General features: G+C 60.3%; 15 protein-coding genes. 5 read left to right on the top strand and 10 right to left on the bottom strand.

Annotated elements, in window-relative coordinates; translation table 11 throughout:
- Window positions 1-130: 130 nt before the first annotated feature.
- The 7 genes from JQF37_RS18285 to JQF37_RS18255 all read right to left on the bottom strand — a co-directional run bounded on the left by JQF37_RS18285 (window position 131) and on the right by JQF37_RS18255 (window position 8,510).
- Complete coding sequence (locus JQF37_RS18285; protein ID WP_103403304.1) at window positions 131-850, bottom strand: ABC transporter ATP-binding protein; 720 nt, start codon at window positions 848-850, stop codon at window positions 131-133.
- Window positions 847-1,719 (bottom strand): ATP-binding cassette domain-containing protein, encoded by an 873-nt coding sequence (locus tag JQF37_RS18280; RefSeq protein WP_130204889.1) that lies wholly within the window; start codon window positions 1,717-1,719, stop codon window positions 847-849. Before JQF37_RS18280 ends, JQF37_RS18285 begins: the two co-directional genes overlap by 4 nt.
- Window positions 1,716-2,999, bottom strand: a complete 1,284-nt coding sequence (gene livM, locus JQF37_RS18275) for a high-affinity branched-chain amino acid ABC transporter permease LivM (protein WP_130204891.1) — start codon at window positions 2,997-2,999, stop codon at window positions 1,716-1,718. Before livM ends, JQF37_RS18280 begins: the two co-directional genes overlap by 4 nt.
- 3 nt (window positions 3,000-3,002) lie before the next feature.
- The gene (locus JQF37_RS18270; protein WP_047536821.1) at window positions 3,003-3,917 is read right to left on the bottom strand and encodes a branched-chain amino acid ABC transporter permease; all 915 of its coding nucleotides are present in this window, start codon (window positions 3,915-3,917) and stop codon (window positions 3,003-3,005) included.
- A 171-nt stretch (window positions 3,918-4,088) separates the two neighbouring features.
- Window positions 4,089-5,222: an ABC transporter substrate-binding protein gene (locus tag JQF37_RS18265; RefSeq protein WP_130204893.1), complete on the bottom strand. Its 1,134-nt coding sequence runs from the start codon at window positions 5,220-5,222 to the stop codon at window positions 4,089-4,091.
- 360 nt (window positions 5,223-5,582) lie between these two features.
- Window positions 5,583-6,866 (bottom strand): FAD-binding oxidoreductase, encoded by a 1,284-nt coding sequence (locus JQF37_RS18260; protein ID WP_198131923.1) that lies wholly within the window; start codon window positions 6,864-6,866, stop codon window positions 5,583-5,585.
- Between the two features lie 153 nt (window positions 6,867-7,019).
- Window positions 7,020-8,510 carry an aldehyde dehydrogenase family protein gene (locus JQF37_RS18255; RefSeq protein WP_130204897.1) on the bottom strand — a complete coding sequence of 497 codons (1,491 nt, stop codon included), beginning with the start codon at window positions 8,508-8,510 and terminating at the stop codon, window positions 7,020-7,022.
- A gap of 175 nt (window positions 8,511-8,685) precedes the next feature.
- On the opposite strand from JQF37_RS18255, the gene JQF37_RS18250 reads away from it, so the two are divergent.
- The 3 genes from JQF37_RS18250 (at window position 8,686) to nadE (ending at window position 11,793) form a co-directional block, all read left to right on the top strand.
- A complete protein-coding gene (locus JQF37_RS18250; protein WP_130204899.1) occupies window positions 8,686-9,597 on the top strand; it encodes a LysR family transcriptional regulator in 912 nt (303 codons plus the stop codon).
- Between the two features lie 140 nt (window positions 9,598-9,737).
- Window positions 9,738-10,961: a nicotinate phosphoribosyltransferase gene (pncB, locus tag JQF37_RS18245; RefSeq protein WP_130204901.1), complete on the top strand. Its 1,224-nt coding sequence runs from the start codon at window positions 9,738-9,740 to the stop codon at window positions 10,959-10,961.
- Between the two features lie 4 nt (window positions 10,962-10,965).
- Window positions 10,966-11,793, top strand: coding sequence for an ammonia-dependent NAD(+) synthetase (nadE, locus tag JQF37_RS18240; protein WP_130204903.1), 828 nt, complete (start codon window positions 10,966-10,968; stop codon window positions 11,791-11,793).
- Window positions 11,794-11,968: 175 nt separating this feature from the next.
- Here the strand turns inward: nadE and azu are convergent, their stop codons facing one another.
- A complete protein-coding gene (azu, locus tag JQF37_RS18235; protein ID WP_130204905.1) occupies window positions 11,969-12,415 on the bottom strand; it encodes an azurin in 447 nt (148 codons plus the stop codon).
- Between the two features lie 343 nt (window positions 12,416-12,758).
- Between azu and JQF37_RS18230 the strand changes: the two genes are divergently transcribed.
- Window positions 12,759-13,346 carry a TIGR00730 family Rossman fold protein gene (locus JQF37_RS18230; protein ID WP_130204907.1) on the top strand — a complete coding sequence of 196 codons (588 nt, stop codon included), beginning with the start codon at window positions 12,759-12,761 and terminating at the stop codon, window positions 13,344-13,346.
- Window positions 13,347-13,414: 68 nt separating this feature from the next.
- Window positions 13,415-13,594, top strand: coding sequence for a hypothetical protein (locus tag JQF37_RS18225; RefSeq protein WP_090328546.1), 180 nt, complete (start codon window positions 13,415-13,417; stop codon window positions 13,592-13,594).
- Window positions 13,595-13,746: 152 nt separating this feature from the next.
- Here the strand turns inward: JQF37_RS18225 and JQF37_RS18220 are convergent, their stop codons facing one another.
- Both JQF37_RS18220 and JQF37_RS18215 read right to left on the bottom strand, forming a co-directional pair.
- On the bottom strand, window positions 13,747-14,637 hold the full coding sequence (locus JQF37_RS18220; protein ID WP_130204909.1) for a transglutaminase family protein: 891 nt from the start codon (window positions 14,635-14,637) through the stop codon (window positions 13,747-13,749).
- The gene (locus JQF37_RS18215) at window positions 14,637-17,123 is read right to left on the bottom strand and encodes a circularly permuted type 2 ATP-grasp protein (RefSeq protein ID WP_130204911.1); all 2,487 of its coding nucleotides are present in this window, start codon (window positions 17,121-17,123) and stop codon (window positions 14,637-14,639) included. The genes JQF37_RS18220 and JQF37_RS18215 overlap by 1 nt, the downstream gene beginning before the upstream one ends.
- Window positions 17,124-17,159 lie beyond the last annotated feature (36 nt).

Raw genomic sequence — 17,159 nt, 5'->3', positions numbered from 1 at the left:
ATGTGTTTGCTCGCACGAACATCATCAATCAAATCGGCGTTCTTGTTTCTGTGTTTCCCGGGATTCCGTGAAGAACCGTAAAAAAGCCCCGGCGATTGCGCGCCGGGGCTTGGGTTACATCAGGCTGGAATCAATGCCCGCCGAGATAGGCGTTACGCACATCCTCGTTGACCAGCAGCTCCTTGCCAGTGCCGGTCATGCGGATCTCGCCGTTGACCATCACATAGGCCCGGTCCGAAAGCCTGAGGGCGTGGTTGGCGTTCTGCTCGACCAGGAAGATGGTCATGCCGGTCTTGGCCAGTTCCCGCAGGGTGGCGAAGATCTGTTTCACCACAATCGGCGCCAGCCCGAGGCTAGGCTCGTCCAGCAACAACAGTTTCGGACGGCTCATCAGCGCACGGGCGATGGCGAGCATTTGCTGCTCGCCGCCGGACATGGTCATGGCGCGCTGGTTACGCCGCTCTTCGAGCCGCGGGAACAGTTCGAACATGCGCTGCATGTCTTCCTTGGCGTACTTGTCACCGATCGGGATGGTGCCCATCAGCAGGTTTTCCTCGACGGTCATGTCGGGGAACACCCGCCGCCCTTCCGGCGATTGCGCGATGCCGTTGGAGGCAATGTAGTGCGACGACTTTTGGGTAATGTTCACACCTTGATAGAGAATCTGCCCGCTCGCCGCCCGTGGCTGGCCGAAAATCGACATCAGCAGGGTCGACTTGCCGGCGCCGTTGGAGCCGATGAGGCTGACGGTTTCACCTTCATTGATGTGCAGCGAGACTTTCTTCAGGGCCTGGATCGGCCCGTAAAACACGTCCAGCTCCTTGAGTTCGAGGATGGCACCGTTAGTCATGCGAGCTCCTCTTCGTCGGCGCCCAGGTAGGCGGCAATCACTTTCGGGTCGTTACGGATATCGTCAGGGCCACCCTCGGCGATGACGATGCCGTGGTCCAGCACCACGATGTGATCGGAAATACTCATTACCATGCCCATGTCGTGTTCGATCAGCACCACGGTCAGATCGTGCTCGTCGCGCAGCAGACGGATCATCGCGCTCAGCGCTTCGGTTTCCTGAGGGTTGAGGCCGGCGGCCGGTTCGTCGAGGCAGATGATCTGCGGACGGGTGCACATGGCCCGGGCGATTTCCAGGCGACGTTGCTGGCCGTAGGACAGTTCACCGGCCAGACGGTTGGCACAGTCCACCAGGTCCACCACTTCCAGCCAGTAGAACGCATGGTCCAACGCATCGCTTTCGGCCTTGCGATAGCCCTTGGTGTTGAGGATGCCGGCCAGCATGTTGCGGTTGACCCACATGTGCTGGGCCACCAGCAGGTTTTCCAGCACCGACATTTCCTTGAACAGGCGAATGTTCTGGAAGGTCCGCGCCAGGCCGGCACGGTTCACCAGGTGGGTGCCGCCGAACGCCTTGTAGAACAGGCGACTGGCGAAGGATTTCGGCGAGACGAAATCGGTCGGTTTGAACGATTCGCCGAGCAACTTGATGACGTTGGTTTTCTCGCCGCGCACATTCAGTTCGATCTTGCCGCCCGAGGCCTTGTAGAACCCGGTCAGGCAGTTGAACACGGTGGTCTTGCCGGCACCGTTGGGGCCGATCAGGGCGAAGATCGAGTTGCGCTTGACCTGCAGGCTGACATCATTCAACGCCTTGATGCCGCCGAAGTGCATCATCAGCTTCTCTACGGAGAGTACGACTTCGCTCATGGCGCTACTCCTTTACGCGGGGTCACACCGGTACGGCTGATCCGAATCAGGCCGCGCGGTCGCCAGATCATCATCAACACCATCAGGATGCCGAACAGCAGCACGCGGTACTCCGCAAAGCCGCGCAGCAGTTCCGGGGCCACGGTCAGCACGAAGGCCGCCATCACGACACCGATGGTCGAACCCATGCCGCCGAGCACCACGATGGCGAGGATCAGCGCCGATTCGAAGAAGGTGAACGAGGTCGGGTTCACAAAGCCCTGGTAGGTGGCAAAGAACACGCCGGCCAGACCGGCCGTCGAAGCGCCGATGGTAAACGCCGAGAGCTTGACCAGTACGTGGTTCAGCCCCATGGAGCGGCAGGCGATCTCATCTTCACGCAGGGCTTCCCAGGCACGACCCACCGGCATCTTGACCAGACGATGCTTGATGTAGAGCACAGCCAGCACCACCAGGAACAACACCGCATAGATGAAGTAGTACTTCACGTCCGGGTTATAGGCGATACCGAAGAACTCGTGGAAAGGCACCCCGCCATCCTTCGCCCGCTTGCCGAACTCGAGGCCGAAGAATGTCGGCAACGGAGCCGGCATGCCGTTCGGGCCCCCCGTCAGGGACAGCCAGTTGTTGAGGATCAAGCGGATGATTTCACCGAAACCCAGGGTCACGATCGCCAGGTAGTCGCCGTGCAAACGCAGCACCGGGAACCCGAGGATGCAACCGGCCAGACCGGCGGTGATCGCCGCCAGAGGCAGCACCGTCCAGAAGCCCAGTCCCAGGTACTGATACCCGAGCGCCAGACCGTAGGCCCCGATGGCGTAGAACGCCACATAACCCAGGTCGAGCAGGCCGGCCAGGCCGACCACGATGTTCAGCCCCAGCCCCAGCAACACATAGATCAGGCCGAGGATAACCACGCCCAGCAGGTAAGAGTTGGAGAAGAACGGAAACACCACCGCGATGACGATCACCAGCGGGATGATCCAGCGCAGGCGGGATTTGTAATCGGGTGGCAGTACATGCACCCCGGAGCCGGTGGTTTCAAAACCTTCGAGGATTTTCAGGCCCTTCGGGGTTTGCAGGAACAGGCTCAAGGCAAAGCGACCGGCCATGACGATGGCGACAATCCATGCCACCCGGGTTGTTTCCAGGTTGAAGCCGTAGCCGTCGAGCACGACGCCGACGATCGGTCCGAACACAATCAGGGCGATGAGACCGGCAAGAATCGCGTCAACCAGACTTTTTTTGACATCAATGGATTTTTTAGTGGTTGAAGACATCGCTTACACCTTCGACACAAGAGGACGGCCGAGCAGGCCTTGAGGCCGAAAGACCAGAACGAGAACCAGCAGCGAGAAGCTGAAAACGTCTTTGTAGTCCGAGTTGACCAGACCGGAGAACAGCGACTCGGAAATCCCGAGAATGATCCCGCCGAGCATGGCGCCAGGCAGCGAACCGATTCCGCCGAGCACGGCGGCGGTGAACGCCTTGATGCCGATGATGAAGCCGGCATAGAAGTCGAATGTGCCGTAGTTCATGGTGATCAGCACACCGGCCAGGGCCGCCATCGCTGCACCGATGATGAACACATAGGAGATCACCCGATCGGTGTTGATCCCGAGGATCGAGGCCATCTTGCGGTCTTGCTGTGTTGCGCGGCACATGCGGCCGAGCTTGGTGTACTTGATGATGTAGGTCAGCACGGCCATGCCGGCAAACGCGGCGACCAGAATGAAGACCTTGGTGTAGGTCAACTGCACGAAACCGGTGCCGATGTCGACGCGCCAGGCCCCCGTCAGCAAGGTCGGTACACCTTGTTGCTTCGCGCCTTGGGCGATCTGTGCATAGTTTTGCAGGATCAGCGAAATACCGATGGCGCTGATCAGCGGTGCCAGTCGGGTGGAGTTACGCAGGGGTTTGTAGGCGACACGCTCGATGACCCAGCCATACACCGCCGTGACGACGATGGTGAAGATCAGAGTGCCGAGCATCAGCAGAGGGAAGGATTCAATACCGAAGTATGCCAGCAGAGCCAGACTGATTGCCGCGAGGTAAGCGGAAATCATGTAAACCTCGCCGTGGGCGAAGTTGATCATGCCGATGATGCCATAGACCATTGTGTAGCCGATGGCGATCAGGCCATAGACCGACCCGAGGGTCAGGCCGTTGACCAGTTGCTGCAGGAAAATACCATCCATAACGCAATCTCACGCATTTGAGAGACTGCACAGAAGCCGGTTGCGACGGACCGGGGTTCAGCCGCCGACGCAACACGGTTGTGTGCAGCTCTACGAGAAAAGACAGGTACTGCACGGACATGTTTCAGGATTGCCCGACACCCAGGGCGTCGGGCAAATCAGCTGTTCATCTCACTTCTGTTTTTCCAGTTGATGGTATTTGCCGTCCTTGTCCCACTCGTAAACCACGTAGTCGGAGACTTTCAGGTCGCCCTTGCTGTCCCAGGACTTCTCGCCCATGACGGTCTTGACCGGGTGTGCTTTCAGCCATTTGGCAGCGTCCTCGCCCTTGTTGGACTTGGCGCCGTTGAAGGCTGCAGCCAGGGTCTGGACCGAAGCGTAGGCATACAGGGTGTAGCCCTCTGGCTCGGTGCCTTTTTTGCGGAACTCGTCTACCACGGTCTTGCTGTCTGGCAGCAGGCGTGGGTCGGCGCCGAAGGTCATCAGCACGCCGTTGACGAATTGCGGGCCGCCAGCGGTGGTCACCAGTTCGTCGGTCACGATGCCGTCGTCGGACATGAACTTGACGTCTTTGAGGCCTTGTTCACGCAGTTGACGAACCAGAGGACCGGCTTCCGGGTGCAGACCGCCAAAGTAGACGACATCGGCGCCGGCACCGCGGATTTTGGTCACGATGGTGCTGAAGTCTTTCTCACCACGGGTCAGGCCTTCGTACAGCACTGGCGTCACGCCGCGCTTGACCAGTTGAGCCTTGGTGGCATCTGCCAGGCCCTGGCCGTAGGTGTCCTTGTCGTGCAGCACGACAACCTTCTTGCCCTTGAGCACGTCGACGATGTAGTCGCCGGCCACGATGCCTTGCTGGTCGTCACGACCGCACATACGGAACATGGCGCTCAGGCCGCGTTCGGTAACCTGTGGGTTGGTGGAGCCTGGAGTGATCGCGATGATGCCCGCTTCGTCGTAGATCTCGGAGGCCGGGATGGTCGACGAGGAGCAGAAGTGACCGACCACGCCGGCGACTTTCTGGTTGGTCAGGTCCTTGGCGACCGTCACAGCCTGTTTCGGTTCGCAGGCGTCATCGCCCTTGACCAGTACGATTTTTTCCCCGTTTACGCCGCCCGCTGCGTTGACCGCATCGGCAGCTGCCTGCGCACCCTTCATGTACTGCTCGCCAAATGCCGCGTTGGCGCCCGTCATTGGACCCGCTACGCCGATCTTGATGTCAGCCTGAGCAAACGCAGAAACACCCAACGCAGTTGCCACTGCGAGGGCCAGAAAGCCTTTCTTGTAAAACGTCTGGGACATGAGGTGGTGCTCCAAGGTTTTTTTAGTTGGCACTGCGACTTCGTTAATGCTCAGAGCAAGTGCCGTGCCATCGGTTTTTTATTCTGAAAAAAGTCGCTGCTTTATTGTTATTTTGACTGTTTCGATCCCATTTTCATTGGGTGTGCAACCGTCTAAACCAGAGAAGGTGAAACCTTTTATTTATTGAGGCGCAACCCTCCCGTGCCATCATTGCAACCACTACACCAAACGGTGTGCAACCCGCCTGTAACAACCCACGTCACCGAACTGCACACTGCTGGTGCGGTACTGCTACAACCCGCACCATTACAGGCTAGTCGCTGCGCGAAAAAGCGCCGCTCTCCAGCACGATTTCAATCATCAAATGACGATCCGCAGGCACTGGCCCGCGTGATACAGCGAAAAGCCCGCCTCATAAAGACAACTGCGCAACCCGACCCCGGCCAATGGCTGCATGGGTGCAAAGGGAATCGGTAGCGCTTGAGGATTTCCGTTACACAAATAATCGGCAAAGGCTTTACCGACGACTGTACCCGTGGTCACGCCCCGGCCGTTGTAACCGGTGACTGCCACTAAACCGGGCGCCGGCTCGAACAGACGCATCAAATGATCGGGGGTGAACGCAATGCGACCGGTCCAGGTGCACTCCCACTCCACCGGTTTGAGGTAAGGGAAATAATGCTGCTGGACGCGATCGGCCCACGCCTTGAGGAACCAGGTCGGTTTCTGATTGCCGTTGCCCAGACTGCCAAGCAACAGACGACCGTCTTTATCGCGGCGAATGCTGCTGAGCACCTGGCGGGTATCCCAGGAACCCTGGCCACCCGGAAGAATGTGTTGCGCGGCCTCTTCCGTCAGCGGCACCGACGCCACCTGGTAGTAATAACCGGGGAAGAAATTGCGCCGTAATTCCGTCCAGTCGCCCTCGGTGTATGCATTGGAGGCAATCACCACTTGCTCGGCCAGTACCGAACCCTGGGCGGTCTGCACCGACCAGCGCTGGCCCTGGCGTTCGAGTCGGGTGACCGGGGAATGATCGAACAATTGACCACCGAGGCCGATGGCCGCTTTGGCCAGCCCCGTGGTGTAGGCCATGGGATTGACCGTGCCGGCACGCCGATCGAGCAAGGCGGCGGCGATTTTTTTGGTGCCCGTGGCTTGTTCGCAAGCCTGCCCGGTCAGTAGCTCGACCGGCGCGCCACGGCGCTTCCACTGTTCTTCGCGACTGCGCAGATCCGCTTCACCGCGGGCGTTGTGCGCCATGTGCAACGTGCCTTCACGGCGTAACTGGCAATCGATGTTGTATTTGTCGACCAGGCTGAACACCAGGGCCGGAGCCGCACCGAGCATGCGGTTGAGCTGACTGCCGACCGCCTCGCCAAACCCGGCTTCAATGTCGTCCGGTGGAATCCACAGGCCGGCATTGACCAGCCCGACGTTGCGCCCGGAACCGCCATGTCCGGCGCGATGGGCTTCGAGCACGCAAACCGTTTTACCCTGCTCCAGCAAATGCACGGCCGCCGACAGACCGGTAAAACCGGCGCCGATGACGCAGACATCGACCTTCACCTCTCCCTTGAGCGCCGCGTTGTCAGGCCTTTGCGGCGTCAGTTTTTCCCAAAGACACTCTTCGCGTAACGGCATTGCCAGACTCCAACAGAAACCTAACCAACACAAAGTTCAAATGTGGGAGCGAGCCCGCTCGCGATTGCTATCTGCCAGTCGACCACTACGTGACTGACGCACCGCTATCGCGAGCAGGCTCGCTCCCACAGGGGATCACTGTACGACTGACGCTTAATCGAACGTGATGCCTTGAGCCAATGGCAACTCCAGCGAGTAGTTCACGGTGTTGGTCTGACGGCGCATGTAGCCGCGCCATGCGTCGGAGCCGGACTCGCGACCACCGCCGGTTTCTTTCTCGCCACCAAACGCGCCGCCGATTTCCGCGCCGCTCGGGCCGATGTTGACGTTGGCAATACCGCAATCGCTGCCCACCGCCGACATGAACTGTTCGGCTTCACGCACATCGGTGGTGAAGATGCACGAAGACAGGCCTTGCGGTACAGCGTTGTTCAAACGCAGGGCTTCGTTGAAATCGCTGTAACCGACCACATACAGGATCGGCGCGAAGGTTTCGTGGCAGACCACGTCGCTCTGCTCCGGCATTTCGACGATGGCCGGCGAAACGTAGTAAGCGTTCGGGAATTTGTCTTCGAGCTGACGCTCGCCGCCGAATACCTTGCCGCCTTCGCTCAGGGCCTGCTCCAGCGCGTCCTGCATGTTTTCGAAGCTTTGCTTGTCGATCAGCGGGCCGACCAGGTTGCCTTCCAGTGGATGGCCGATACGCACTTTGGAGTAAGCGGCTTTCAGGCGGGTGACGATCTCTTCCTTGACCGATTCGTGGGCAATCAGACGACGCAACGTGGTGCAACGCTGACCGGCAGTGCCGACGGCGCTGAACAGGATGGCGCGAACGGCCATGTCCAGGTCGGCGCTTGGGCCGAGGATCATGGCGTTGTTGCCGCCCAGTTCCAGAATGCTGCGGGCGAAGCGCGCGGCGATTTTCGGCGCCACTTCACGGCCCATGCGGGTGCTGCCGGTGGCGCTGACCAGCGCGACACGCGGGTCGTCGACCAGGGCTTCGCCGGCATCGCGGCCACCGATGATGACCTGGCTCAGGTGCGGTGGCGCATCGCTGAAGTTCTTCAGCACGCGGTCGAACAGTGCCTGGCAGGCCAGGGCGGTCAGCGGCGTCTTTTCCGACGGTTTCCAGATCACCGGGTTGCCACAGACCAGCGCCAGCGTGGCGTTCCAGGCCCAGACCGCGACCGGGAAGTTGAACGCACTGATCACGCCGACGACGCCCAGCGGGTGCCAGGTTTCGCGCATGTGGTGGCCAGGACGCTCGGAAGCGATGGTCAGACCATACAACTGACGGGACAGGCCGACGGCGAAGTCGCAGATGTCGATCATTTCCTGAACTTCACCCAGGCCTTCCTGGGTGATCTTGCCGGCTTCCCAGGACACCAGCTCACCGAGATCGGCCTTGTATTCACGCAGGATGTCGCCCAGTTGACGCACCAGTTCGCCACGGCGCGGCGCCGGAACCTTGCGCCACAGCTCGAACGCATGATCTGCGCGACTGATGTGCTGCTCAACTTCGGCGGCACCTTCCCAGTTCACGGCGGCGATGCGGCTGCCATCGATAGGCGAATGCACCGGCACTTTGCCGTTCTGGTACAGGGCCGGGTTTACACCAAGACGATCAAGCAATGCGGCAACCATGGGTGACTCCTCAAGCAAAAAACGGAACGGGCGCAGCCGGAAAATCACGGCTGATCAGGCCTGTAGTTTTAGCTCCCCCGAGGTTACTCAACAAACGACCTTTAAGAGAGATATCATTCCGTTTATTCATGCTGTGCATTGCTGGCAATAAAGAGACAAGTACAAAGGATCGCCCATGCTGAACAAACGCTATTTGCCATCGATCGCTGCGCTGCAGTGTTTCGAAGCCGTGACCCGGCATCTGAGCTTCACCCGGGCCGCCGAAGAGTTGAATCTGACCCAGAGTGCGGTGAGTAAACAGGTCGCGCAACTCGAAGAGCTGTTGCAACACTTGCTGTTTCGCCGGGTGCGCCGACGCCTGCAAATGACGCCAGCGGGCGACTTGTACCTGGTCGAGGTCAGAAAAATCCTCACGCAAGTCGAGATGTCGACCCATTACCTGCGCTCCTATGGCGGTGAAACCGAAGTCCTGCGCGTTTCCACGCCACCGACTTTCGGCGCGCGCTGGCTGGTGCCACGCCTCAAAGGCTGGCGCCTGCGTCATCCATCGATTCACCTGGACTTGTGCAGCGAACAGGAAGCCGACGACCTGCTGCAAGGGCGCAGCGACCTGGCGTTCTACTTTGGCCAGGGCTCACGGCCCGGCACCGAATGCCTGAAGCTGTTCGGCGAGGAGCTGGTGCCCGTCTGCGCCCCCGGCAGCCTGCCGGCCGAGCCGTTCACCGATCCAACGCAACTCACCGATCTGGTCCTGCTGCAAAACGCCTCGCGCCCCCAGGCCTGGCATGACTGGTTCGACAGTCAGGGCTACCACACCGAACACAGCTACCACGGCCCGCGTTTCGAAACCTTCTACATGTGCATCCGCGCGGCGCAAGTCGGCTGTGGCGTGGCGCTGCTGCCACGGTTTCTGGTGGAAGAAGAGTTGGCGGACGGCAAACTGGTCATTCCCTGGAAGCATGCAATGCCCAGCACGGATGCGTATTACCTGGCGTACCCGGAGCATTCGGCGGAAGTGCCGAAGGTGCGGGATTTCGTGAAGTGGATGCTGGAGCAGGTTGATAGCCCGGAGCCTCCACAACGTTAGGCCTTGGCCATCCCCTGCGGGAGCGAACTTGCTCCCACAGGGGATCTGTTGTGATCCAAGAAATCGCTGGCAATCCAGCCCTCTGATATGCGCCACTAGCGCCATTGATCAATACCGCTGCAACGCTGGAGATTCCCGTTATGAGCGAGAGTGTGTTTGCCGATCGCATCGTGCAGAACCTGCTCGACACCGACTTCTACAAACTGACGATGATGCAGGCGGTGCTGCACAACTACCCGAACGTGGAAGTCGAATGGGAGTTTCGTTGCCGCAACAGTGAGGATTTGCGCCCTTATCTGGCGGAAATCCGTTACCAGCTCGAGCGCCTGGCCGAGTTGAGCCTGAGTGCCGACCAGTTGAGCTTCCTGGAGCGCATCAGCTTCATGAAGCCGGATTTCCTGCGCTTTCTCGGGTTGTTTCGCTTCAACCTGCGCTACGTCCATACCGGTATCGAAAACGGAGAACTGTTCATCCGCCTGCGCGGTCCCTGGCTGCACGTGATTCTGTTCGAAGTGCCGATGCTGGCGATCGTCAGCGAAGTGCGCAACCGCTACCGCTATCGGGAAGTCGTTCTGGAACAGGCGCGCGAGCAGCTTTATCGCAAGTTCGACTGGCTGACCGCCAACGCCAGCAGCGACGAGTTGTCCGAATTGCAGGTCGCCGACTTCGGCACCCGCCGTCGCTTCTCGTACCGCGTGCAGGAAGAAGTGGTGAACGTGCTCAAGCATGACTTCCCGGGACGTTTTGTCGGCACCAGCAACGTGCACCTGTCCCGGGAACTGGACATGAAACCGCTGGGCACCATGGCCCACGAATGGATCATGGCCCACCAGCAGCTCGGCCCGCGACTGGTTGACAGCCAGATTGCCGCGCTCGATTGCTGGGTCCGTGAATACCGTGGCCTTCTGGGCATCGCCCTGACCGACTGCATCACCATGGATGCCTTCCTCGGTGATTTCGACTTGTTTTTTGCCAAGCTTTTCGACGGTTTGCGCCATGACTCGGGCGATCCGGTGGTTTGGGCGGAAAAAGCCATCGCCCACTATCACAAGCTCGGCATCGACCCGATGAGCAAGACGTTGACGTTCTCCGACAGCCTGACACTGCCCAAGGCCCTGGAAATATTCCGCGCGCTGCGTGGGCGGATCAACGTCAGCTTTGGCATTGGCACCAACCTGACGTGTGACATTCCGGGTGTCGAACCGATGAGCATCGTGCTTAAAATGACGGCCTGCAATGGCCAGCCGGTGGCAAAGATCTCCGACGAGCCAGGCAAGACTCACTGCAAAGACCCGAATTTCGTCGCCTATTTGCGACACGTTTTCCAAGTTCCTGCCCTTCCCGGCGTATCTAGCAAGGAGTGAATTCATGCAAGCCGTACAGCGTGAGATTGCTGAACAGCTCAAGGTCCAACCACCGTTTGCCGACGAGGCCGCCCTCAAGGCTGAAGTCGCCCGGCGGATTACCTTTATCCAGGACTGCCTGGTCAATTCCGGGCTCAAGACCCTGGTACTGGGCATCAGTGGCGGTGTCGACTCCCTGACCGCGGGCCTGCTGGCCCAGCGTGCCATGCGTGAACTGCGCCAGCGCACGGGAGACGATCAATACAAGTTCGTCGCCGTGCGTCTGCCGTACGAAACCCAGTTCGATGAACACGATGCCCAGGCCTCCGTGGATTTCATCGATCCGGACGAGCGCCACACCGTGAACATCGGTCCGGCGGTCAAGTCACTGGCCAATGAAGTCGCGGCCTTTGAAGGCAAGCATGCGGTCTCGGTGGACTTCGTACTCGGCAACACCAAGGCGCGGATGCGCATGGTCGCCCAGTACACCATCGCCGGTGCCGCCCACGGCCTGGTGATCGGTACCGATCACGCGGCAGAGGCAGTGATGGGCTTCTTCACCAAGTTCGGCGATGGCGCTTGCGATCTGGCACCGCTCAGCGGCCTGGTGAAAAACCAGGTCCGGGCCATCGCCCGCAGCTTCGGTGCGCCAGAGTCGCTGGTGGAGAAAGTACCGACCGCCGACCTCGAGGACCTGTCCCCTGGCAAACCGGACGAAGCGTCCCACGGCGTGACCTACGCCGAGATCGACGCCTTTCTGCATGGCGAGCCGGTGCGCGAGGAAGCGTTCAACATCATCGTCGGCACTTACAACAAGACGCACCACAAGCGGGTGATGCCGTTTGCGCCTTGATTCTTGAATGAATGAAAAAGCCCGCTGAAGGGTTGATCTTCAGCGGGCTTTTCTTTGGCCATTGCATTCACTGATGCTGATGACCCCTTCGCGAGCAGGCTCGCTACCACATTGGCGTCGCCGGACCTGTGGGAGCGTAGCTTGCCCGCGACGAACGTTAACGCGGTGCTTCGGCTTACTTCAGCGTCACGGTGCCTTTCATCATCGAAATGTGGCCAGGAAACGAGCAGAAGAAGCCATATTTTTCAGCGGCGTCGAGCTTCGACACGTCGAAGGTCACCGAGTCGGTTTCCTTGGCGCCGATCACCTTGGTGTGCGCGATGATGCGCGCATCACCTTCTTTCAAGTAGTTCTTTTCGATACCGGCACCCAGACCGTCGGTGGCGATCAGCTGCATGTCGGCTTCTTTGCTCAGCACCCAGTTATGGCCCATGACGGTTTTCGGCAGGCTACCGGAGTGGGTCAGTTCCACGGTGAAGGTCTTGCAGCTCTTGTCGATTTCAATGGCCTTGGTGTTGAAGGACATCTGATCAGTGGAGTCGATAGTCGTTTTGCACTCTGCAGCCATCAGTTGGCTGCTGGCCAGTGTCAACAGGGATACCGCAGCGAGTTTGGCAAACATGGTGAATCTCCAAGGCAGGGTTAACAGAAATGCGAGTGGACAGAAGACTGCCTGAAAACTTCGCAAGTTCCTATGACCTGAATCAAAAATTGTATACAACTTTCGGGCTATGACACCCATCGAAACAATCTACCAGCCAGACCTCTGGACCGGGCCTATGATCAGGCCATCACCCCCAACTGGAGCGTCTGCCATGTCCCTCAATAGCCTGTTGTGCAGCTTGCTTGCCGCCTACGCCTATGGCGCCAGCGGCACTTACGAAACACCCAAGCGCGAAGTCTAGCCCTTGGAGCGTCGCGCGCCTGCCTTTACTCTGTGGCCCTGATCGACCATGGAGTAAGGCATGTCTTTAGTATCCGTTTGTGTATTTTGTGGTGCCAGCACCGGGACCAATCCCGCGTATCGGGAAGCGGCCGAGGCCCTCGGCCGGGCATTGGCCGAGCGAAAGCTGACACTGGTTTATGGCGGCGGCGCTGTCGGACTGATGGGTATCGTGGCCGATGCCGCGCTGGCGGCCGGTGGCGAAGTCGTGGGCATCATCCCGCAGAGCCTCATGGACAAGGAAATCGGCCACAAAGGGCTGACTCGCCTGGAAGTGGTGGACGGCATGCATGCGCGCAAGGCGCGGATGGCCGAACTCAGCGATGCCTTCATCGCCCTGCCTGGCGGCCTGGGCACGCTGGAAGAGCTGTTCGAGGTCTGGACCTGGGGCCAACTCGGCTACCACGGCAAACCGCTGGGCTTGCTGGAAGTGAACGGTTTCTACAGCAAACTCACCGGTTTTCTCGATCATATCGTCGGCGAAGGCTTCGTTCGCGCAGCGCACCGTGACATGCTGCAGGTGAGCGAATCGCCAAAATTTCTGCTCGACGCCCTCGATCAGTGGCAACCCACCGTACTGCCCAAGTGGGTCGAGCAAAAACCCGACTAACGACTTGGCACCGATACAGGGCAGAATACGCGCCGCTCAACCTCACCTTCGACCCCAGAGGATCGCCCATGGCTAAACCCAACTACTCCTTCGCCAAACGTCAGCGTGACCTGGCCAAGGAACAGAAGAAAGAGGAAAAGCTTCAGCGCAAGAAAGCGATGGCTGAAGACGCGGCACTGAACCCGGACGGTGAAGTCGCTGCAGAAGATGATGTTGATGCACCGAAAGATCAGGCGCCGGACGCCTGAGTCCCTCCGGGCCGGATGATCCAGTCAGGCCCCGAAATCCCTGTAGGAGCGAGCCTGCTCGCGATGGTCTTCAACGATAACGCTGTGTATCTGATACCCCGCTGCGTTCTCAAGTCCATCGCGAGCAGGCTCGCTCCTACAGTTGATCTTCATTATTCCAATGGCATAACGGTGACGCGGACTTCCGGGTCGTGGTTTCCTCCGCCCAGAATCACCCCGCGCAACGGCGAGACATCGGAAAAATCCCGGCCCCAGGCCAGCGTGATGTGCTCCAGCGCCGGTTGCACGTTGTTGGTCGGGTCGAAATCTACCCAACCCAGCACCGGACAAAACACCGAAACCCAGGCATGGGATGCATCGGCGCCGATCAGTCGTGGCTGGCCCGGTGGCGGCTGGGTCAGCAGGTAGCCACTGATGTACCGCGCAGCCAATCCACGGGAGCGCACGCACGCGAGCATCAGGTGGGCGAAGTCCTGACAGACGCCACGCCGACGCTCCAGCACTTCCACCAGGGGCGTCGCCACCTGCGTCGCTTCGGCATCGAAGGTGAATTCGCTGAAGATTTTCTCCATCAGGGCCTGAACCCCCAGCAGCAATGGCCGCCCTGGCGGAAAGCAACTTTCCGAGAACTCGACGAAGTTACGCTTGAGGTGCACGTAGGGTGATTCGAACCGGTAGCGGCAGGCGTCCAGGATTTGCGGGGACAGTGGCTGGCTGCTGTAGGTCAGTGCATTGCGGGTGTCTTCCCAGGCCGGAGACTGATTGAAGTCCAGCACCGGCCGGGGCAGCACTTCGATCGTGAGGCTCGCATTGACCAGCAATTCATCATGGGGACGTTCGAACGCCAGCCGGGTCAACGGATTGCCGAACACATCCAGCTCATCACGGCGCGAGGTCGGTTCCGGGCTGATCTGCAATTGCTGCGCGGTACAGCGCTGCCAGGCACAGGGACGCGGCCACAGGTGCGCCAGTTGCTGGGCCAGGGACACCGGGCTGTCGTAGTGATAATGGGTGTCGTGGAAAATCTGGTAGTGAGCACTCATCAGACGGACACCGTGCGTTGGCTGACATCATCGACATGGGCGAAATGGCGCAAGGCCAGGCGATCCGAGACTTGTCCGCTGGCATCGGCGATTTCTTGCAGCAGATCGGCCAGCCCCTCGACGGCGGCACGCACGCTGGCGGCACCAAACAACGGGTTTTCCAGGCAGCCCAGATCGAAGCGCGCCAGACGCTCCACCAACTGCGGCAGGCCGGCTTCACGGGGCACGCCAAAGTCGTCGTTCAGGCGTTTGAGTGTGCGGGTCACCAGTTTCAGCTGGAACAGCACGGCATGAGGGTTCTGTTCGTCGAGCAGCAGCAGGTCGAGCACCGGGATCAATTGCGCCACCGCCAGGTAACGCGAACGGTAGGTAATGCTGCTGTTGCCCAGTTCCAGCAGCCATTCCAGCCCCGCCTGATCGAAGGCCCCGGCGCCACGCAGGAACGCCGCCAGGCTGCCACTGAGAAATTGCAGACGCTCGATCCGCCGGCCGATCATCAAAAAGCGCCAGCCTTCGTCGCGGGTCATGTCGTCCAGTGCAAACCCCGACAACGCCGCCAGGGACATCACCAGTCGGTTGAGGAAATCCAGCAACTCGCCAAAGTCCGGCTCTTCGGTTTCCAGCTCCATGGCTTCGCGCTGCAATTCCACCAGCGCCTGCCAGTTTTCCCGCGAGAGCTTGCCGCGCACCTGCGAGGCCGCCCATTGCAAACGTTGCAGGTTGGAACGCAGGCTGAAGGGCCAGTCATCGCCCAGTATCGCGGCCAGCAAGCGCTCTGGCAGTTCGCCTTCTTCGGGCAGCAGCATCAGCCGCTCACCGAGATCGACCGCCGCGTCCAGCGCCTGCGGGTCATCGCCGTCGACATAACGCGCCAGCATGATCCGCAACAACCGCGCACTGTCATCGCAGCGCTCGCAGTAGCGGCCGAACCAAAACAGGTTTTCCACGACCCGTGACGGCAGATACGGGTCGCGGCGCACCAGATCATGCACGCCGATGTTGCGTTGGGCTTTCCATTGCTCGCCGCTCGGCGGCCGGTCGCCCAGGACCCAAGTGTCCTTGCTCGCCCCGCCGCGCTGCATCGACACCACTTCAGCGTCCGCCTCGGCGGCGACGCGGGTCAAACCACCGGGCAGGACCCGGTAACCGTCGCGACTGGCCACGGCGTACACACGCATGCCGATGGCCCGGGGTTGCAGTTGACCGTCCTCGGCCTGCCAGATCGGCGCCTGGGAGAGTTGAGCCAGTTCTTGCGCAACATAAGCGTAAGGACGCGCCTGCATGCGCTCAGCGAGCGATTGCCGCTGTTTTTCGCTCAGATCACGGCCAAATACCGGTGCAAAGCTCTGGGACGGGAATGCCGGTTTGATCAGCAATTCCGGCAATTTCTCCAGGGCCTGGGCCAGCACAGGCGCTTCGCCGCACCACCACGTGGCGATGGACGGCAACATCAGCTCTTCACCAAACAGGAACTGATTGATCTTCGGCAGGAAGCCCAACAGTCCCGGCGATTCGAGTACGCCGCTGCCGAGGGCGTTGGCCACCAACACCCGCCCCTGGCGCACGGCCTCGAGCAAGCCCGGCACACCCAGAGCCGAATCGGTACGCAGCTCCAGCGGGTCGCAGAAGTCGTCGTCGAGCCGGCGCATGATCGCGTGGACCCGGCGCAGGCCACTGAGGGTTTTCAGGTAGACCGTGGCGTCGCGCACGGTCAGGTCGCCACCCTCCACCAGCGGGTAACCGAGCTGACGCGCCAGGTACAGGTGTTCGAAATAGCTTTCGTTGAATCGCCCCGGCGTCAGCAGCACCACCAGCGGCACCTCTTCATCGCTTGGCGCCTGGCGCGCCAGGGTTTCCTGGAGCGTGCGGAAGAATCCGGCCAGATGCTGCACCTTCAAATCGCGGTACAACTCGGGAAAGGCGCGGGACACGATCATGCGGTTTTCCAGCGCATAACCGGCCCCGGACGGTGCTTGCGTACGATCCGCCGTCACCCACCAGCGACCATCGGGGGTGCGTGCCAGGTCCACGGCATATAGATGTAGAAAGGCCCCTTCCGGTGGACTGATGCCCTGACAAGGCCAGAGGAAGTTGTTGTGGCCGAACACCAGCTCTGCCGGCAACAAGCCTTCGGCGATCAGGCGTTGCGGGCCGTACAGGTCGGCCAGCACGGCATTGAGCAATCGGGCGCGCTGGGCGATGCCGGCCGACAGCTGCTCCCATTCATCGGCGGCAATCACATGGGGCAGCAGGTCCAGCTCCCAGGGACGATCGGCGCCCTTGGGGTCGGCGTATACGTTATAGGTGACACCGTTTTCATGAATCTGCCGGGCCAGCAGTGCCTGGCGCTGCACCAGTTGCGCAGGCGTGCTGCGCTGCAATTGGTCGAACAACCGTCGCCAGTGCGCACGCACGGCGCCGCTGTCGTCGAGCAGTTCATGATAAGTGCCCGCCGTCAGCGGGTAGCGGTCAAGCAGGTCAGGCATTGGAAAGCTCGGCAGACAGCAGGGAAAGGTCAGACT

The organism is Pseudomonas sp. MIL9 (assembly GCF_016887925.1).
GTDB classification, from domain to species: domain Bacteria; phylum Pseudomonadota; class Gammaproteobacteria; order Pseudomonadales; family Pseudomonadaceae; genus Aquipseudomonas; species Aquipseudomonas mohnii.
Note: the sequence above shows the minus strand (reverse complement) of the source record. Positions and strands in the feature narration are given on the sequence as shown.